The organism is Erwinia sp. SLM-02, from assembly GCF_037450285.1.
Lineage (GTDB): Bacteria > Pseudomonadota > Gammaproteobacteria > Enterobacterales > Enterobacteriaceae > Erwinia.
In genome coordinates this window covers 163,780-182,121 of record NZ_JAQISN010000001.1, presented here as the reverse complement: position 1 = coordinate 182,121, position 18,342 = coordinate 163,780, and the positions used below count along the sequence as shown (strand labels likewise).

Genomic DNA, 18,342 nt, shown 5'->3' with positions numbered 1-18,342 from the left:
GTAAGGCGGAGCGCTCAGCGCGCCCGCCTTCGCAATTTACTTCATACTGGCAACCATCGCGCTGACGTTATGCTTAAACGCGGCAATATAGCTGTCTGCTTCACCGCCCTTTTCCGTTAAGGCTTCCGGGTACAGTTCTCCCCCCTGCTTAGCGCCGGTGGCCGAGGCAATCTGCTTGACCAGACGAGGATCGGTTTGGTTTTCGATAAACCACGCATTAATTTTCTCTTTTTTCAGCTGGGTAATCAGCTCTGCAACATCCGATGCGCTGGCTTCAGACTCGGTAGAAAAACCGACCGGAGAAAGGAAACTCACACCATAACGCTGTCCAAAATAGCCAAAGGCGTCGTGGCTGGTTAAGACCTTACGCTTTGATTGAGGGATCTGCGCAAACTCCTGCTGCGCCCAGCTATCCAGCTTTTCCAACTGCGCAATGTAAGCACGGCCATGCTGGCAGAAGTAGTCCGCATCAGCGGGATCGGCAGCGATAAGCGCATTCATGACGTTGGTGGCATAGGTCACGCCATTTTGCATGCTGTTCCATGCATGGGGATCGGTAATCGTTTTGCCATCCTCTTCCATCTTCCGCGTGTTGATGCCGCTGGAGGCCACAACGGTCTGACCTTTGTAACCCGAGGAGGCGATCAGACGGTCCATCCACCCTTCCATTCCCAGACCGCTGACGAATACCACGTCTGCATGGGCCAGCGACTGGCTATCTTTTGGCGTTGGCTCAAAACTGTGCGGATCGCCATTAGGCCCGACAAGACTTTTTACGACCACATGCTCACCGCCAACATTTTGTACAATGTCCGCCAGGACGCTAAAACTGGCAACCGCCTGGACGGTTTTTGCCATCACCGCCGGTGCGGTAAACAGGGCTGATAATGCCAGCACCAAAGGTAACTTCTTCATAGTATTACTCCTTCGCCATAGACAATATTCTGCGCCCGGAAAAAATGCCGCCGCAGGGTCCAAATAAAATCGAGATAAAAAACAGGAGTGCCGCGCTCAGTACCACGGCGGGTCCGGCGGGCAGCGAGAGGTAGAAAGAGGCGCAGAGGCCAAAAACGCTGGAAAGTGTTGCCAGCAGCATCGCGGCTCCGAGCGTGCCTGAGAGATGGCGGCTCCAGAAGCGGGCGCTGGCAGCGGGCAGCATCATCAACCCGACGCTCATCAGCGTACCCAACACCTGGAAACCGGCTACAAGGTTAATCACCACCAGCACCAGGAAAATGCCGTGGACCAGTGGGGAGGTCCAGCGGTTCTGAGCCGCCAAAAACGTGGGGTCGAACGCATCGATCACCAGCGGCCGATAAATCAGCGCCAGTGCCACAAGAGAGATAGCGCCGATCGCGCTGACCAGTAAAATTGATGGGGTATCAACGGCCAGCAGTGAACCAAACAGCACATGCAGCAGGTCAACGCTGGAACCGCGCAGTGACACCAGCGTGACGCCCAGGGCCAGCGATCCAAGATAGAATCCAGCGAAACTGGCATCTTCACGCAGCGGCGTGTAGCGGCTGACGGCCCCGGAGAGCAGTGCCACCGTCAGCCCGGCAATCGCCCCCCCGATCCCCATGGCCACCAGCGACAGGCCTGAAATCAGATAGCCAATCGCCGCCCCCGGCAGCACCGCATGTGATAATGCATCCCCCACCAGACTCATGCGGCGAAGCAGTAAAAATACACCGAGCGGCGTCGCGCTCAGGGAAAGAGCGACACAGGCGACCAGCGCGCGACGCATGAAACCAAATTCGATAAACGGCTCAATCAGTATCATGCTCGCTCTCCTCCACTGCGGGAAAAATTCAGGCCGGTCACGCCACAGCTCCGGCACGACCATTCGCTGTGATGCGCCTTCAACCGCAGTACCTGAGGGAAATGATTCGCGACCGTGGCCATATCATGCAGAACCACTATCAGCGTGCAGCCCGCACGGTGGCGCTCAGCCAGTAGCTCAATCAGCAGCGCGACAGTGTCGCTGTCAACCCCGCTGAAAGGCTCATCAAGCAACAGCAATTCGGCATCCTGAATCAGCAGCCGGGCAAAGAGCACTCGCTGGAGCTGGCCACCGGAGAGCGTCCCCGGTGACGCATCGACAAAGGGCAGCATGCGGACGCGATCCAGGGCTTCCAGTACCTGCTTACGCTGTTGGCGATTAATCCCGCCGAACCAGCCGCACTGGCGCCAGAAGCCCATCGCCACCAGATCGAACACGGTGAGGGGAAATGATTTTTCAATTTCCGTATGCTGTGGGAGCCAGGCGATACCTGGCCGGGGATCGGGCAGACTGATACTGCCGCTAACCGGGGGGACCATGCCGCACAGGGTTTTTAACAGCGTCGACTTGCCGCTGCCGTTGTCCCCAATCAGGGCGGTCATACTGCCCTGGGTAAATTCACCGACCAGTTCAGGGGTCACCGCCCGCTGTTGATAACCGACAACCAATTTGTTTAAGGTAATCATCAGGCGGCCGCCCATTTTGTCATGATCATGAGCAGCAAGACGAGTCCGAGGATGAACGCCGTACGCAACCATGCGGGCCAGCTGAACAGGGTGCCAAAACGATAAAAAAACGAAGAAGGATTGCGCATAGCGTGATTCATTATGTTATAACATAACAATAATCTACTGCTAAAATGGTCAAATTGATAAGATTAAAATGTATCTAAGTATTACATTAGGAGGCCGTCACTTTCGTCGTGATTTATATAAAGAAAATTCAACAAGCGTGAGCCGAATCGAAAAAAAGGGCCCCGGAGGGAAATAACAATCGATTGACAAATCATAGTGATAGGCTAAAGCAGAATAGTCTGCGACTTTCATTCGCGATAAAATCGGACTGCCTTTATTAGCAACAATTAACTTCGGAGTAAAAAATGCACAGAACTTTACCATTAAAAAATCGTCAAAGTGACATTACTCCACTAGAATTAATAGCGGAGATTAAACAGAACATTCCGAAAATAGAAGAAGACCTGGTGGGCAATTTGATGTGGTATTCGCCCAATGCCCGTTATGTTCCGAATAGTCTGAATGTTATTTCCCTGGATGAACTGGGACCATCACGTTATAAAATGAACTATAGTTTTCTGTGGAACGTCTTCAATGCCTGTCTGGATATTGATTCAGATGAAACCAGCTATAGTTCGGTCAATTTTGTCCTTGCGGAGGGGCAAATGGTGTTTGATTTCATAGACAACACGCCGGACACAGCATCGGAAGAATTGTAATAATCAGTCAATTAGTTAACAAAAAAATGAAACTAAGTTATATTTTAAATAGATGTTTCATTCGAAGAGTAATTATCACTTCCTGGCCTACCGAGTATAAAAGTGCTGTTAATAGGCATGTTTTTCTAGCGATGGAGGGGAAAAAGATGGACGAATACTCACCGAGAAGGCATGATATTGCACAACTGAAATTCTTGTGTGAAAACCTGTATGATGAAAGTATGGCAACGTTGGGCGACAGCCACCACGGCTGGGTTAACGATCCCACTTCCGCCATCAACCTGCAGCTTAATGACCTGATAGAGCACATTGCTGCTTTTACTATGAATTACAAAATTAAGCACGTCGATGATACCGATCTGATTGGACAGATTGATGATTATCTCGATGATACGTTTATGTTATTCAGCAATTACGGCATTAATGCACAGGACCTTCAGCGTTGGCAAAAATCAGCAAAACGCCTGTTCAACATTTTTGCAGAAGAGTGTGCGCCCGGCCAAATTCAGGCCAGCCATTCATTTTAGTAACCCACTACTCCTTACGGTTTAATGATGACTGACAAACTTTTAACTAAAACTGATTATCTGATGCGCCTCAGACGCTGTCGTTCTATCGACACTCTTGAGCGCGTGATTGAAAAGAACAAGTACGAATTATCTGATGACGAACTGGCTATATTTTATTCAGCAGCAGATCATCGGCTGGCGGAACTTACCATGAATAAACTTTATGACAAAGTCCCCGTTTCAGTATGGAAATTTGTACGCTAACAATTAAATGGTTTTGATGTTAATAGAGTCGCGTGGGCAGAGCTGTCAGGACGTAACGGGCGACGTCCTGCCAGCATTACGCGGTCAAACAGGGTATCCATTTTTACTGGAATCACTCGTTGATGTGTAGAAAGGATGTCTGCCACGAATACGACATCAAACTATAATCTGAATTACTCACAGCGCTTCACATTACCCTTCCAGCAATCTAATCCGACGCCGTAACCTGCTAATGATACTGGCGTATTTTTCGCGACCGCGAAACGCTTCTGTAATCTTAACTTACGCTGATGGATATCCCCCTCAAAGCAGCCATGCATAACGGCCACAGCATCCGCCCTTCAGGCAGGGAATTTCGCATTTTACGGGTCATTGCGGCGCACGAACGCGAGATTTCTCTCAGAGAGTTATCTTCGTAGCTTAGATGAAGGGGAGATTTTTGACGGCGGAATTGGGTGGGGGCCCTGCCAGCTACATCCCGGCACACGCGTCATTTGTTACGGCTGCTTCCTTCCGGACCTGACCGAATTCACAAATTAGCATTGCGGGAGAACCAACAGGGCCCCCATTGACGGCCCCGGATAACCGAAGCGCAGGCGCATTATCAATGAACGCCAGGGCAATTGCAAGCCGGCCTCCGGTGACCGTTTGTTTCTTGCACAATGCGGGCAATATTCCCGCACAGCGGCCCAAATCCCCTGCATTAATCTGTCCGAATGTGTGCGCCTGTCCTTTATAATCATTCTCCGGTAGAACGGCTTCGCGCTGGTTCACGTTTGCAGCTATGGAGAGGGAGTGGATTTGGACACAGAACACGATAGTTTTCGCCAGCGTATCTTTCAAATTCTCGCGGCGATCCCCTACGGCTCCGTGACAACCTACGGGGAAATCGCCCAGCTGGCGGGTTCACCCAGAGCAGCACGCCAGGTTGGCGGGGTACTCAAACGCCTGCCGGAAGGCAGCAGACTGCCCTGGCATCGGGTCATTAACCGGATGGGTGAAATATCACTGACGGGAGATGATTTGAGCAGACAGCGGCGGGCACTGGAGGCCGAAGGAATTGAGGTGTCGCCGGAAGGCAGAGTGGATCTGCGGCGCTATCGCTGGCAGCCGTAATAACGCCCCCGCAGGGGCGTTTCACCTGTCACTGAGATCAGTATGAGGTCGGTGCCGGAACCGCAGAAGAAGGCGTGACCTGCGTCGGCGACGTTGAAGGCACCGCAGTGGCTGCCCCGCTTTGAGTCTGTAACGGCATTGACGGCACCGGAACCAGCGTCAGATCCTGTCGTGTGCCGCCCGTCGTGACCACCTGCTTCACCGAATCGGTAATAAACAGCATTTTGCCGTCGACCGTGACGGCTGCACTCAGCAGGATACGTGCGTTCGGCTGGACATCCGCCGGATTAAACGGCAGCACGAACTGGAACGGAGCCTGCTTGCCCTCGGTGCGCGTCACCCGCTGAGACAGCACCTTCGATGGCGCATCGGCCAGCGAGGCATCTGACAGTGTAACCGTCAGTACCGCATCCGGCGGCAGCGCAATTTTCTGGCGGATCCACACCGTACCGCTCACATTCGGCTGCTGGATAACGGCCTGCTGGCCCTGCACCTGCGAACCCAGAGTCGGCGTCGGTACATCTTTGCTCTTGTCCGCACAGCCAGAGATCGCCACCGCGAGAGCGGCACTGCTTAATACAAACCAGAGTTTCATGGATGTCTTCTCCTTTTTGATCCCTACGGCGCGATAATGCCGTTAAAGGGCAGAGCTTTACTGCCCGTAAGGCTTTAATTCTGGCACATGTTGCTGGATTTTTCCTGTTACCGGCTATTTTCATTCTTTCTCAACCAACTGCGCAGATCCCAAAAACAGGCGTTGACGCTAACTGGTCGGATCTCGCAAACTGAGGACTGAAATTTTTAAGAGGAAGCCGCACATGAGCCAGGCGCTGCAAAATTTATTAAATCTGCTCGATCTGGAAAGTCTGGAAGAGGGCTTATTCCGCGGGCAAAGTGAAGATCTTGGCCTGCGTCAGGTCTTCGGTGGCCAGGTCGTCGGCCAGGCGCTGTACGCGGCCAAACAAACCGTTCCCAGCGAGCGTCTTATCCACTCCTTCCACAGCTACTTTTTGCGTCCCGGCGACAGCCAGAAGGCGATTATTTACGACGTGGAAAACCTCAGGGATGGCAACAGCTTCAGCGCGCGCAGAGTGAAGGCCGTTCAAAACGGCAAACCGATTTTCTATATGACGGCCTCCTTCCAGGGGCCGGAAAGCGGATTTGAGCATCAGAAAACCATGCCCGTGGTGCCCGGACCCGACGATTTGCCCTCAGAACATGATATCGCGCAAAAACTCGCCCAGCACATCCCGGCACCGTATCGCGATAAATTCCTGTCGGAGAAGCCGTTTGAAATTCGCCCGGTCAAATTTCATAACCCGCTAAAAGGCCACGTGGACGAGCCGTATCGTCATCTGTGGATCCGTGCGAACGGAACCATGCCGGAAGATAAGCGTATTCACCAGTATCTGCTCGGTTACGTTTCCGACTTCAATTTCCTGCCGGTCTCGCTGCAGCCGCACGGAAAGGGCTTCCTCGAGCCGGGTATGCAGGTTGCCACCATCGACCACTCCATGTGGTTCCACCGTCCGTTTGACCTCGGCGAGTGGCTGCTGTACAGCGTGGAGAGCACATCGGCCTCCAGCGCACGCGGCTTCGTACGCGGTGAGTTCTATACCCAGCAGGGGACGCTGATTGCTTCGACGGTGCAGGAAGGCGTTATTCGTCAGCGCGAGTGAATTAACTGCAGATGGCACTGGCAACGGGGATCGGCGGAAATACGGATGGACCGGCGGTTTGAGAGTTTGCTGTGTTACAGAAATGTCTGACAAAAAAAGCGGGCCATAATGGCCCGCCGGTTTTTTTTATTTTTTAGCGCACTGCTTTTCTTTTTTGCTTACCGACCAGATTACTGGTTGTAGGCATTCTCGCCGTGGCTGTTGACGTCCAGACCTTCACGCTCCTGCTCTTCCGGAACACGCAGACCGACAATCATATCCGCCACTTTGAAACCAATGAAAGCGACAACGGCGGTCCAGACGACGGTCAGTGCCACGCTCTCCAGCTGCACCCAGACCTGATGGCCCATGGTTACGCCTTCTGCATAACCGACGCCGCCCAGAGAAGAAGAAGCAAACACGCCGGTCAGGATACAGCCAACGATACCGCAGACGCCGTGAACACCAAACACGTCACAGGGGTCATCAACGCGCAGCCATTTCTTCAGGGTGGTCACACCCCACAGGCCAGCCAGTCCGCCCACCAGTCCGATAATCAGTGCACCACCCACGCCGACGTAACCACAGGCTGGCGTAATCGCAACCAGGCCCGCAATCGCACCGGAGCTGACGCCCAGCAGCGAAGGCTTACCGCGCAGCGCCCACTCGCCGAAGGTCCAGGTCAGCATTGCGCCGGCCGTTGCCACGACGGTGTTCAGGAAGGCCAGACCGGCGATTTCGTTCGCAGTCCCTGCTGAACCGGCGTTGAAGCCAAACCAGCCGAAGTACAGGATCGCAGTGCCGGTGAAGACCATCGGCAGGTTATGAGGTTTGAAGGCTTCTTTACCAAAGCCCGCACGTTTGCCCAGCAGGTAAGCCCCCACCAGACCCGCTACCGCGGCGTTGATGTGAACAACGGTACCGCCCGCGAAGTCCAGCGCGCCATCCTGAGCCAGGAAACCACCCGCCCAGACCATGTGTGCAATCGGCAGATAGGCAAAGGTCAGCCAGATCAGTACGAAGATCAGCACCGCTGCGAAGCGAATACGCTCAGCAATAGCCCCAACAATCAGGCCCACGGTAATACAGGCAAAGGAAGCCTGGAACGCGACGTGAATGTACTGGTAGAAGGAACCCATCAGCGTCGTTGGCGCAATGCCTTTCAGCATCGCCCAGTCAAAGCTACCGAAAAACGCGTTACCTTCGCTGAAGGCCAGAGAATAACCGTAAACCATCCATACAACGCAGACCATGGCGAAGGTCATTGCCACCTGGGTCAGCATGGACAGCACGTTCTTACCGCGAATCAGACCGCCGTAGAACAGCGCAATCCCCGGAATTGTCATAAACAGCACCAGCGCGGTGCAAATCATCATAAAAGCGTTGTCGGCTTTATCCGCTACTGCCGGTGCGGCAGCCATGGCAAGCGACGGTAACAGAGCAATGCTGGCAAGGCCAAATTTAGCGAGTTTCTTCATTTTATCCCATCCCATCACAATTCTTAGCCCCGAATTACAGTGCAGCTTCGTCAGTTTCGCCGGTGCGAATACGGATCACCCGCTGCAGTTCTGCAACAAAGATTTTCCCGTCACCAATTTTGCCGGTGTACGCGGCTTTGCTAATCACATCAACCACTTCATCGATCTGGTCGTCTGCAATCGCAATATCAATTTTTACTTTTGGCAGGAAGTTAACGCTGTACTCAGCTCCGCGATAAAGTTCTGCATGCCCTTTTTGTCTGCCAAAACCTTTAACTTCCGTCACGGTCAGACCCTGAATGCCGATAGATGACAGTGCTTCACGCACGTCTTCCAGTTTGAACGGTTTGATTACCACGGTAACCAGCTTCATACGATCCCCTCCAGTATTGAATACGGTTGTTTCACGAACACGGATTTACTAAAGCAAAGGCTGTGCCAGAAATGAAAAACAGGCAGTTTTCAGGTGATTAGTCAGTGCGGATCTGAGGCGCAGCCTGGGATGGGATGCTGCGGACAGAAAGCCTGTAAGAGGAGTATAGAAAAAACGCACCTTAACGGTGCGTTTTGCGTTGGTTCAGTGCATTAAGGAGGAGCAGAGGTTATTTTTTCGCCTGAATTTGGTGCAGTGCCTGCCTGATAAAGATCAGCCCTCAGCGGCAGCCAGCTCTTCACCCGCCAGCTGTAGCTGGTACATCTGCCAGTATCGGCCCTGCGCGGCCAGCAGCTGTTGATGATTCCCGCGTTCCACTGCCTGCCCGCGGTGCAGCACCAGGATCGTATCGGCCTCGGTAATGGTCGACAGGCGATGGGCAATGACCACCAGCGTGGTCTGCTGGCGTATGGCCCGCAGCGCCTTCTGAATCGCCTGCTCGGTGCCCGAGTCAATGTTGGCGGTGGCTTCATCCAGGATCAGGATCTTCGGCGTTGCCACCAGCACCCTCGCCATCGCCAGCAGCTGTTTTTGCCCGACGGACAGGTTGTTCCCCTGCTCGCCCAGGCGAGTATAAATCCCGTCGCTCAGACTTCGCGCCAGGGAGGCCAGCTGTACGGTTTCCAGCGCCTGCCAGACCGCCTGTTCACTGATATCTCGCCCCAGCGTCACGTTGGCAAAGAAGGTCTCCGCCAGCACCACCGGATCCTGCTGCACCATGGCCACGCTCTGGCGCAGCGATGCGTGGCTGAGTGATTCCAGAGGGCGTCCATCCAGCAGGATTTCGCCTTTGCTGAGCGGATAGTAGCCCATCAGCAAATTGGCCAGCGTGCTTTTACCACTTCCCGTATGGCCAACCAGCGCGACAAAATCGCGCGGGGCCACATCCAGATTAATATCGGTCAGCACCGGCTTACCGGTGCGATAGGCAAAGGTCAAATCGCGGATCGTAATGCTGCCGCTGGCCAGCGGCCGTGAGTCCTCGCCATAGGGCTGCCGTGGCGCATCCATCAGTTCGAAGATGCGCTCACCGGCCACCACCGCCTGCTGCAGCATCGACTGCTGGGTGGTCAGCTCGATGAGCGGCTCGTTAAGGCGGCCCAGATAGTTAATAAAGGCGTAAAGCACCCCGACCTCAATCGCCCCCACCGACGAAAAGCCAAACAGCAGCATCAGGCCGCACAGGATCATCGCGGAAAACAGGCTGAGCAGTGGCCGCAGCAAAAAGCCATCCAGCCGCAGCGTCTGCATCCGCGCCAGGTAATGCGACCGGCTGGCAGCGCCCATACGTTCACCAAAGCGGGCCTGCTGGCGGAACTGCTGGATGACGCTCATCCCGTTGATTGCTTCATTAAAGCCGTTATTGATGTCAGCCAGATAGCTGCGCACCCGGCGAACAATCGGCGTGCTGTAGCGTTGATAAATCAGCATCACAATCAGCACCGCCGGGAAAATAGCTATCGCGATCAGTGCCATACGCCAGTCGAGGCTGAACATCGCCACCAGCATCGCTCCCACCAGCGCCGCGCTGCGCAGTACGGTCGCCACCACGGTGACGTACAGATCGCGCACCACTTCGGTATCGTTGGTGACGCGGGAAATGATTTGCCCGACCGGCTGGGTATCAAACGCGCTGAGCGGCTGACGCAGCGCGGCATCCATCACGTCGGTACGCAGGCGCTGCACGACGCCAACGGCCGCCTGGTTAAACAGCAATGACTGCCAGTAATGCAGCCCCGCAGCCAGCAGCTGCAACAGCAGGAAGCTGGTAATCAGACCGGCGGCCAGCCCCAGCGGCATACGATGTTTCGCCACCATATTATCAATAAAGTAGCTAATCAGGACCGGTCCCAGCACTTCTGCCGCGGCCGCCACCCACAGCATCAGCACTGCCAGACTCAGCGATTTACGCCACGGTGAACCGTAGGAGAGCAGGCGTTTAAGCGTTGGCCACAGCCGCCGGGTATCATTCGCCATGCGGCACCTCCTGTTCTGTTTCATCCTCATCCAGCGCCGCTTCCAGCTGCTGATAGCGATACATATCACGATACCATCCGCTGTCGGCGGCCAGCCGTTCATGGCTGCCGCGCTGGGCGATTTTGCCATGCTGTAAAACCAGAATTTCACTGGCTTCGGTCAGCGCGGAGAGACGGTGTGCACTGATGATAATGGTGCGCCCATCCCCCCAGCTACGGAGGTTGTGCAGGATCTGATGTTCGGTGCGGCCATCGACCGCCGACAGCGCATCATCCAGTATCAGGATCTCGGCATTGAGCAGCAGCGCGCGGGCGATAGAAATACGCTGTTTTTGTCCGCCGGACAGCATCACCCCGCGCTCCCCGACTTCCGTCTCATAGCCTGCCGGCAGGCGCAGAATATCGTCATGAACCGCGGCCAGCATCGCCGCCCGCTCGATTTCATCCTGCGTGGCTTCCGGATTACCGAGGGCAATATTGTTGGCAATGGTGTCGGAAAACAGGAACGGCGTCTGACTGACCACCGCCAGGCGACTGCGCCAGCTGTCCAGCTGCAGCTCCGTGAGCGGGATCCCCCGGTAGCGAATTTCCCCACGATTGATATCAAAATGGCGCTGGATCAGGCTCAGCACGGTACTTTTCCCCGAGCCGGTCGGGCCGCACAGCCCCAGCATCTGCCCCGGTTCCAGGCTGAGATGAATCTCCGTCAGCGCGGGCTGAACGGCCGCCGGATAGCGGAACTCACCGATGGCGATCTGCAGCTCACCGCGTCCTTCCGGCAGGATTGTCTCACCGTCGGTGACCGTAGGAGCTTCCGACAGCAGCGCCTTAATGCGGCTCCACGCGGCGCTACCGCGCTCAACAATGTTGAACATCCACGCCAGCGCCAGCATGGGCCAAATCATCAGGCCGAGGTACATGACAAAGCTGGTCAGCTGGCCGAGACTTATCTCGCCGTGCCAGACCATCCAGCTGCCGCCGCCGATCGCCAGCAGATTAGACAGGCCAATCGCCACGTATATCGTCGGATCAAAGCGGGCATCAACCCGGGCGACGCGCAGGTTTTTTTCACCGGTATCGCGGGCGATGTCGGCAAACTGCGCCGACTGACGATCCTCCAGACCAAATGCTTTGATCATGCGGATGCTGGTCAGGCTCTCCTGGGTCTGATCGTTTAACGATGAAAATGCGGCCTGGGCCAGTTTGAAACGGTTATGCAGCTGATCGCCGTAGCGTTTAATCACCAGCGCCATCACCGGCATCGGCAGCAGCGCCAGCAGCGTCAGTTCCCAGCTGATCTGCGTGCTCATAACAATCAACACGGCGCAGCCCATCACCAGCGAGTCCACCAGGGTTAACACGCCTTCCCCGGCGGCGAAGACCACGCGGTCAACGTCGTTAGTGGCACGGGCGATCAGGTCACCGGTGCGATGGCGTAAATAGAACTCCGGATGCTGCCGGCTGAGCTGACGATAGAAATTTTCACGCAGCTCGACCGCCAGCTGATAGGAGGCACCGAACAGGAGCACGCGCCAGACATAGCGCAGCAGATAGACCACCACGGCGGTGATCAACATCACGCCAACCCACACCAGCAGCCGCTGGTGGCTCATTTGCTGCTGGCTGACGCCGTCAACGAGGGTGCCAACGATATGGGGCGGCAGAAGCTGCAGCAGCGCAATAACGATGAGCAGCAGAACCGCACCCGCATAGCGCCGCCATTCGCGAAGGAAGTACCAACTTAGCTGGCTGAAAAGTCGCACAAAATATCCTGATTATCGACCGAAAAAAGACGGCTGCCGTTCAGGGGGCAACCGGCAGAGCGGTAGTGTATTTTATCTCTTCCATGGCAAAACTCGAAGTGACATCGATCAGGCCTGGAATACCGTTAACCAGCCGTTTGTAAAAGCCATCGTAGCTTTTCATATCGGCCACCTGCACCTTCAGCAGGTAATCATATTCGCCCGCCATGCGGTAAAAACCCATCACCTCAGGCATCGCCTGCACTAACGTCACGAACTGTTGAAACCAGCTGCTGCTGTGCTGCTGAGTTTTTATCAGGACAAACGCCGTCAGGCCCAGCCCCAGCTTTTCACCGTCAAGCAGCGCCACCCGGCCGCGAATATAGCCCTCATCCTCAAGCCTTTTCAAGCGCTTCCAGCAGGGCGTGGTGGTCAGACTCACCGCATCGGCCAGCGCCTGCAGTGAGAGCATGCAGTCCTGCTGCAGCAGGCTGAGCAGCATACGGTCTTTTTTATCCAGGGTATTTTGTAGCAAATTTTTCTCTCGCCTATCGTTTCAGCAGCATAATTATAGCAACCTTTTCCCCAGGGGTTTAGTTAATCTGTCCTCTCTCCTCCCCCTTTCACGGATGATGACGATGAACAAAAATATTTACCGCAACCTGCTCATTGCAGGACTCTTTACCGCCGTCGCCCTGACATGGGGGACGACATGGATGGCAATGAAAATCGCTGTCGCCACGGTTCCTCCCGTTTTGGCGACCGGCCTGCGTTTTCTCTGTGCAGCCCCGCTGCTCTTGCTGCTGGCCCGCTATCGCCGCGCTCCGCTGCTGTTCCCCGTCGGGCAGCGCGGTTTCCAGCTCTGCGTGATGCTGTTTTACTTTGCGATTCCGTTCACGCTGATGATCTACGGCGAACGTTACACCTCTTCCAGCCTGGCGGCGATTATCTTCGCCACCATGCCTGCGGCAGTTCTGGCCGCGTCGTTGCTGTTCCTGCGGGAGAAAACCTCACTTCAGCAGCTGCTGGGGCTGGCAATCAGTCTTTGCGCACTGAGCACTATTCTGTGGCATGAAACCCAGGCCGGCGGGGTAAGTCAGCTCAAGGGGATTATGGCGCTGGTGGCTGCGGTGCTGATCCACGCACTGATGTACGTTCAGTGTAAAAAGCGCTGCGCGGGGATTTCCGTCCTGAGCTACAACGCTCTTCCCTGCCTGGGCGCTGGGGTGCTGCTGACGCTGACCGGGCTGACCGAATCACCGAATTTTCACGCATTTTCCCCGGAGGCGCTGATGGCGATCGCTTATCTGGGATTCGTTGCCGGCGTGGGGGGGATCCTGTGTTATTTCGCTCTGCAGCAGGTTGCGCGCCCGTTCCAGGCCTCGCTGGTGTTTCTGGTGTTCCCGCTGATCGCTATCGCGCTGGAGAATATGCTTAACGGTAGCAGCATCAGTCATCAATCATTACTGCTGCTGTTACCTTTCCTGATGGGAATTTTACTGACGCTGTATCGCGGGGCGCGGCCTAAAGAAAAGGCTGCAGTGCCCACCGCGTTACCGCGTTAAATAAAAACAAAAAAGCCGGACATCATGTCCGGCACACTGGTAAACGGGTCTCAGTATTCGGGGGAATAGTCGAGATGTGGTGTGTTAAGCCAGTGATTGAGATAATGCGACACTCCCTGCGTCGCGCAATTTCCAATAACGGGTAAATGCGGCAGCTGTGCTTTCAGCTGCGTCATCGCATTTTGCATCACAAAGCCATATCCAACCTGATTCAGCATTTCCAGATCGTTCATCGCATCGCCAAACGCCATACAGGTTGCCATCTCAATCTGCAGATGTCCGGTAAGCCGGGTCAGCGCCGAGCCCTTGTTGCAGCCCAGCGGCAGCACTTCCAGACAGTGGCTGGCAGAGAAGCAGAGATGAGCGCTGTCTCCCAGCGCCTCCCGCAGCTGAATCATTAACTGGCACAAATCCTCATGTTCGCCAAGAAAGCAGATTTTTGTCACCTGGTGCTCCGCCAGCATACGCGGGTCGGTAACCTGATAGCGAAAGCCGCTGAGCTGATGCGCGTCTAAAATTTCAGGTTCATCAAATTGGGTAAACCAGCCGTCGTCGTTGAACACGTGCAGGCTGGCCTGAGTCTGCCAGTGGCTGTGGATCACCTGCCGGGCAACGGCCGGTGGCAGATCGGAGCCGAAAAGCAGGCTCCCCTTTGCATCGTGAACGCGGGTTCCGTTTCCGCTGATTAACCAGGCGGGCAGATCGTGCTGCTGCATCAGTGGCTGCATTTCCAGGAAGTGGCGACCGGTAGCGAAGGCCAGCTGTACCGGATGCGCCTGAAGCGATCGGAGGCTTAGCAGGGTTTGCTCCCCAAACTCATGGGTCGGTAAAAGCAACGTTCCATCCATATCAAATGCAGCAAGGCGAACCATATTCACTCCGGCAACGGTGGTTAATCTGTCAGCAAGTATCTCCTGGTATTTGCGGAACAAATAGTGAATACTTTTATAAAACTGTTCCGGGTTTTGAAAATGCGTGAAATTAACCGGTTAAATCAATACCAGCGGCTTTGGCAGCGCAGCGAAGGCCAGCCGCTTTCGTCAAGCGTAAGCGAAATCGCCAGCGGCTGTTTTTGTAGTGAGCGCCACGTTCGCACCCTGCTGAATCAGTGGCAGCACGCGGGCTGGCTGCGCTGGGAAGCAAGACCGGGCCGTGGCAAACGCGGAACCGTAACCTTTTTACGTTCGCCTGAAGCGCTGCGCAGCGAAATGATGCTGCAACAGCTCGACCGGGGGCAGCCTCAGCACGCGTTGCAGCTGGTGCCGCTGGCTACCGAACAGCTCAGTCAGCTCCTGCAGCCGTTTCTTGGCGGCCAGTGGCAGAATAACCAGCCGACGCTGCGTATTCCCTATTACCGGAAACTGGATCCTCTACGACCTTTGCAACTGGCAGGGCGCGCAGAGCAGCATCTGGCACAGCAGGTTTTCTCCGGCCTGAGCCGACTGTCCGGGGACGATGCCATTCCCGACCTTGCCCACCACTGGCAGATTAGTGACGACGGCCTGAGCTGGTTTTTTTTCCTGCGCCCCCAGCTGCACTGGCACCACGGTGAAACGGTAAACGCCCAGCAGCTACAGCAGACGCTGTTAACTATCCTCGCAAGCCCGACCGGTGAGCGGATGCTTGCCAGCGTGAAGAGCGTTTCTCAGGCCCATGCGCTTTGTCTGCGCATCGACCTGCACCGGCCCGATTACTGGCTGGCGCATCGTCTGGCCAGCGTCTGCTGCCTGTTACCGCATCCCGACAATCCGGATATCGGTACCGGGCCATGGCGGCTGGTCGCTAATTCGATGATGCTGGTCAGGCTGGAAAGCCACGGCTGGTACCACGGCGTTCATCCGCTGATGCAGGCGGTTGAGTACTGGATTGCACCGCAGCTTTTTGACCGCGAACTCGGTACCAGCTGCCGCCATCCGGTTCAGATAGCAATAGGCGCGCAGCAGGATCTTGCGCAGCTACAGCCGGTAAGCCAGCGTATCAGCCTGGGATTCTGCTATCTGGCTATCGGCCAGCGCGCCGGGCTCAGTGCCGCCCAGGCTCAGCATATTATGGCGCTGGTGCATCAGTCCGGGCTGGTTGAGCAACTGCCGCTGGAGGAAGGACTGATTTCCCCCAGCGGTGAGATGCTGCCGGGCTGGCGCATTCCGCAATGGAAGCCCGATCGGCAGGCGACGCTCCCCGCGAAGCTCAGCCTGCACTATCATCTGCCGGTAGAACTGCATGCCATGGCTATCCGGCTTCAGCAGCTGCTGGCAGCGCAGGGCTGTCGACTGACTCTGCATTTTCACCCGGCGAAAAACTGGCAGGATTATCCCCTGCTGGCAGAGGCCGATCTGGTGATGGGCGACCGGCTGATTGGCGAGGCACCTGTATTTACCCTGGAAAGCTGGCTGCGGCTGGATCCGCTCTGGCCAGCGATTATCGGCAAGGCACGCTGGCAGAACCTGCTGGCATCGCTAAATGAACTCCAGCAGCGCGGCGACGCGGCCAGCCGGCACGATGCAATGCAGGCGGTATTTCAAAAGCTGATGCACCAGGCCACCATTACGCCGCTATTTAACTATCGCTATCAGGTCAGTGCGCCACCGGACGTCGAGGGGATCCGGCTCAATTCATGGGGCTGGTTTGATTTTTCCCGCGCGTGGATCCCCCCGCCGGTAGACATTGACTGAGTGAAACTACCCTTCTGCCGGTTCAGGCAGTACCATAGCGGGCAGAACATTATCAGGAAGAGCAAGTATGAAACGTGCAGTCGTAGTATTCAGCGGTGGTCAGGACTCAACAACCTGTCTGATCCAGGCGCTCCAGCAGTATGACGAAGTCCACTGCGTTACCTTTGATTACGGCCAGCGGCACCGCGCAGAAATTGACGTCGCACAGCAGCTGTCGGTGTCGCTGGGCGCGCGCGCACACAAGGTTCTGGATGTCACCCTGCTTAACGAACTGGCGGTAAGCAGCCTGACCCGCGATAACATCCCGGTGCCCACCTGGGACCCCACCAGCAGCGGTCTGCCGAGTACCTTTGTCCCGGGGCGCAATATTCTCTTCTTAACTCTGGCGGCTATTTACGCCTATCAGGTGGAAGCCGAAGCGGTGATTACCGGCGTGTGTGAAACCGACTTCTCCGGCTATCCTGACTGCCGTGATGAGTTTGTAAAAGCGCTCAATCATGCCGTATCGCTGGGCATGGCACGCGATATCCGTTTTGAAACGCCGCTGATGTGGCTGAACAAGGCGGAGACCTGGGCGCTGGCCGACTACTGGCAGCAGCTTACTCTGGTCCGCGAGCAAACCCTCACCTGCTACAACGGCATCCAGGGCGACGGCTGCGGTGAGTGTGCAGCGTGCCATCTGCGGGCTAACGGCCTGCAGGAGTATCAGCACAACGCCACCGCGGTCATGCAGGCGATGAAGGCAAAAACCGGGCTGGTTTAAGCACAGCATCATCGTGCTGAATTAACCCAGCGCCAGCATCGCTTCCATTCTCTGACGCAATTCGCCTTCCATCGGCTGCGCCTTCTGGGTACGCAGGTCGATGCAGACAAAGGTTAGCAGCGCATCCGCCACCGCCTCACCGCCTGGCTGCAGCGTGACAGTCTGAGCAATCACGCCGCTTTTACCATTCAGCTGCTGCACCTTACTCTTGATGAGCAGAACATCGCCGAGCACTGCGGGCCGGCGATAGTTGATGTTGATATTCACCACGATAAATGCCAGATGATTTGCCGACATCCAGTGAAAAGCTTCCGTTTCTTCCAGCCAGGCCCAGCGGGCTTCTTCCAGGAACTCCAGATAGCGCGCGTTGTTAACATGCTGGTAGACATCAAGATGGTAACCACGAACTTTGATGATGGTCTGCATTGCTTCCAGTCTCCGAGTGAAAAGGCCATACCAACTGGTATGACCTCTAACAGATTAGCAGCAGGTTACCCGGCTTTGCACCCGAAATGCCTGACTCGCGAAACGGATCACAGTTTAATTCGTGTCAGATTACGTTCGACCAGCGCCTTGCCGATCCCGGGAACTTCAGTCAGCTGATCCAGCTGACTGAAGGGGCCATACTTGTCACGATAGCTGACAATCGACTCCGCTTTTTTCAGCCCCACCCCGTTCAGCGTCGCCGCCAGCTCCTGCGCGGTAGCACTGTTAATGCTCACCTGCCCCCCCACATCCTCGATGCTCTTTCCACCTCCCGACGGTACCGATGTTTTCACTTCCGTTCGGGTTTCGGCTTTAACGTCCTTTGGCATCTCCGCGCTGCCGGCTGCCAGAGCGGGTGTGACAAGCGCCATACTGAACGCCAGTGAAAGAGCCTGAAGCGTTGCTTTAAACATGCTGTTTTCCTCCATGTGTTTGACAGCATGA

General features: G+C 55.7%; 21 protein-coding genes and 1 other RNA gene. 8 read left to right on the top strand and 14 right to left on the bottom strand.

What is annotated here, in order from left to right:
• Positions 1-36: 36 nt before the first annotated feature.
• From PGH32_RS00925 to PGH32_RS00910, 4 genes are read right to left on the bottom strand one after another with little or no spacing between them, the layout of a single operon-like run.
• Positions 37-915, bottom strand: coding sequence for a metal ABC transporter substrate-binding protein (locus PGH32_RS00925; RefSeq protein WP_337892942.1), 879 nt, complete (start codon positions 913-915; stop codon positions 37-39).
• A gap of 4 nt (positions 916-919) precedes the next feature.
• A complete protein-coding gene (locus PGH32_RS00920) occupies positions 920-1,783 on the bottom strand; it encodes a metal ABC transporter permease (protein WP_337892941.1) in 864 nt (287 codons plus the stop codon).
• Positions 1,780-2,469 (bottom strand): metal ABC transporter ATP-binding protein, encoded by a 690-nt coding sequence (locus PGH32_RS00915; protein WP_314418583.1) that lies wholly within the window; start codon positions 2,467-2,469, stop codon positions 1,780-1,782. The genes PGH32_RS00920 and PGH32_RS00915 overlap by 4 nt, the downstream gene beginning before the upstream one ends.
• On the bottom strand, positions 2,469-2,597 hold the full coding sequence (locus tag PGH32_RS00910; RefSeq protein ID WP_337892940.1) for a hypothetical protein: 129 nt from the start codon (positions 2,595-2,597) through the stop codon (positions 2,469-2,471). The genes PGH32_RS00915 and PGH32_RS00910 overlap by 1 nt, the downstream gene beginning before the upstream one ends.
• Before the next feature lie 285 nt (positions 2,598-2,882).
• Here PGH32_RS00910 and PGH32_RS00905 point away from each other — a divergent pair, with 285 nt between their 5' ends.
• The 3 genes from PGH32_RS00905 (at position 2,883) to PGH32_RS00895 (ending at position 4,009) form a co-directional block, all read left to right on the top strand.
• Positions 2,883-3,236: a hypothetical protein gene (locus tag PGH32_RS00905; protein WP_337892939.1), complete on the top strand. Its 354-nt coding sequence runs from the start codon at positions 2,883-2,885 to the stop codon at positions 3,234-3,236.
• 146 nt (positions 3,237-3,382) lie between these two features.
• Positions 3,383-3,763 carry an Hha toxicity modulator TomB gene (tomB, locus tag PGH32_RS00900; RefSeq protein ID WP_123335733.1) on the top strand — a complete coding sequence of 127 codons (381 nt, stop codon included), beginning with the start codon at positions 3,383-3,385 and terminating at the stop codon, positions 3,761-3,763.
• A gap of 27 nt (positions 3,764-3,790) precedes the next feature.
• Positions 3,791-4,009, top strand: a complete 219-nt coding sequence (locus tag PGH32_RS00895) for an HHA domain-containing protein (RefSeq protein ID WP_105591157.1) — start codon at positions 3,791-3,793, stop codon at positions 4,007-4,009.
• 462 nt (positions 4,010-4,471) lie between these two features.
• On the opposite strand, the gene ffs is transcribed toward PGH32_RS00895, so the two are convergent.
• An RNA gene (gene ffs / locus PGH32_RS00890) (signal recognition particle sRNA small type) lies at positions 4,472-4,568 on the bottom strand.
• A gap of 242 nt (positions 4,569-4,810) precedes the next feature.
• Here ffs and PGH32_RS00885 point away from each other — a divergent pair.
• Complete coding sequence (locus PGH32_RS00885; RefSeq protein WP_314418890.1) at positions 4,811-5,125, top strand: MGMT family protein; 315 nt, start codon at positions 4,811-4,813, stop codon at positions 5,123-5,125.
• 37 nt (positions 5,126-5,162) lie between these two features.
• Here the strand turns inward: PGH32_RS00885 and PGH32_RS00880 are convergent, their stop codons facing one another.
• Positions 5,163-5,720: a YbaY family lipoprotein gene (locus tag PGH32_RS00880; protein WP_337892938.1), complete on the bottom strand. Its 558-nt coding sequence runs from the start codon at positions 5,718-5,720 to the stop codon at positions 5,163-5,165.
• A gap of 223 nt (positions 5,721-5,943) precedes the next feature.
• Between PGH32_RS00880 and tesB the strand changes: the two genes are divergently transcribed.
• Positions 5,944-6,804 (top strand): acyl-CoA thioesterase II, encoded by an 861-nt coding sequence (gene tesB, locus PGH32_RS00875; RefSeq protein ID WP_314418590.1) that lies wholly within the window; start codon positions 5,944-5,946, stop codon positions 6,802-6,804.
• 170 nt (positions 6,805-6,974) lie between these two features.
• On the opposite strand, the gene amtB is transcribed toward tesB, so the two are convergent.
• The 5 genes from amtB to PGH32_RS00850 all read right to left on the bottom strand — a co-directional run bounded on the left by amtB (position 6,975) and on the right by PGH32_RS00850 (position 12,947).
• Positions 6,975-8,276, bottom strand: a complete 1,302-nt coding sequence (gene amtB / locus PGH32_RS00870) for an ammonium transporter AmtB (RefSeq protein WP_314418592.1) — start codon at positions 8,274-8,276, stop codon at positions 6,975-6,977.
• A gap of 19 nt (positions 8,277-8,295) precedes the next feature.
• Positions 8,296-8,634, bottom strand: a complete 339-nt coding sequence (gene glnK, locus PGH32_RS00865; protein WP_105590813.1) for a P-II family nitrogen regulator — start codon at positions 8,632-8,634, stop codon at positions 8,296-8,298.
• A gap of 273 nt (positions 8,635-8,907) precedes the next feature.
• Entirely contained in the window at positions 8,908-10,671 is a 1,764-nt protein-coding gene (locus tag PGH32_RS00860) for a SmdB family multidrug efflux ABC transporter permease/ATP-binding protein (RefSeq protein WP_337892937.1), read from the bottom strand.
• A complete protein-coding gene (locus PGH32_RS00855; protein WP_337892936.1) occupies positions 10,661-12,433 on the bottom strand; it encodes a SmdA family multidrug ABC transporter permease/ATP-binding protein in 1,773 nt (590 codons plus the stop codon). Before PGH32_RS00855 ends, PGH32_RS00860 begins: the two co-directional genes overlap by 11 nt.
• Before the next feature lie 40 nt (positions 12,434-12,473).
• Positions 12,474-12,947: an Lrp/AsnC family transcriptional regulator gene (locus PGH32_RS00850; RefSeq protein WP_314418599.1), complete on the bottom strand. Its 474-nt coding sequence runs from the start codon at positions 12,945-12,947 to the stop codon at positions 12,474-12,476.
• 94 nt (positions 12,948-13,041) lie between these two features.
• Here PGH32_RS00850 and PGH32_RS00845 point away from each other — a divergent pair, with 94 nt between their 5' ends.
• Positions 13,042-13,977 (top strand): DMT family transporter, encoded by a 936-nt coding sequence (locus PGH32_RS00845; protein ID WP_443112729.1) that lies wholly within the window; start codon positions 13,042-13,044, stop codon positions 13,975-13,977.
• Between the two features lie 50 nt (positions 13,978-14,027).
• Here PGH32_RS00845 and cof read toward each other — a convergent pair whose 3' ends face one another.
• Entirely contained in the window at positions 14,028-14,849 is an 822-nt protein-coding gene (cof, locus tag PGH32_RS00840; RefSeq protein WP_314418601.1) for an HMP-PP phosphatase, read from the bottom strand.
• A 99-nt stretch (positions 14,850-14,948) separates the two neighbouring features.
• Here cof and PGH32_RS00835 point away from each other — a divergent pair, with 99 nt between their 5' ends.
• Positions 14,949-16,649 carry an SgrR family transcriptional regulator gene (locus PGH32_RS00835; RefSeq protein WP_337892933.1) on the top strand — a complete coding sequence of 567 codons (1,701 nt, stop codon included), beginning with the start codon at positions 14,949-14,951 and terminating at the stop codon, positions 16,647-16,649.
• A gap of 67 nt (positions 16,650-16,716) precedes the next feature.
• Positions 16,717-17,412: a 7-cyano-7-deazaguanine synthase QueC gene (queC, locus tag PGH32_RS00830; RefSeq protein WP_314418605.1), complete on the top strand. Its 696-nt coding sequence runs from the start codon at positions 16,717-16,719 to the stop codon at positions 17,410-17,412.
• Positions 17,413-17,433: 21 nt separating this feature from the next.
• On the opposite strand, the gene PGH32_RS00825 is transcribed toward queC, so the two are convergent.
• Together PGH32_RS00825 and PGH32_RS00820 are read right to left on the bottom strand one after the other, a co-directional pair.
• Positions 17,434-17,838 (bottom strand): acyl-CoA thioesterase, encoded by a 405-nt coding sequence (locus tag PGH32_RS00825; RefSeq protein ID WP_337892932.1) that lies wholly within the window; start codon positions 17,836-17,838, stop codon positions 17,434-17,436.
• Positions 17,839-17,945: 107 nt separating this feature from the next.
• On the bottom strand, positions 17,946-18,311 hold the full coding sequence (locus tag PGH32_RS00820; protein ID WP_337892931.1) for a ComEA family DNA-binding protein: 366 nt from the start codon (positions 18,309-18,311) through the stop codon (positions 17,946-17,948).
• Between the last annotated feature and the right edge of the window lie 31 nt (positions 18,312-18,342).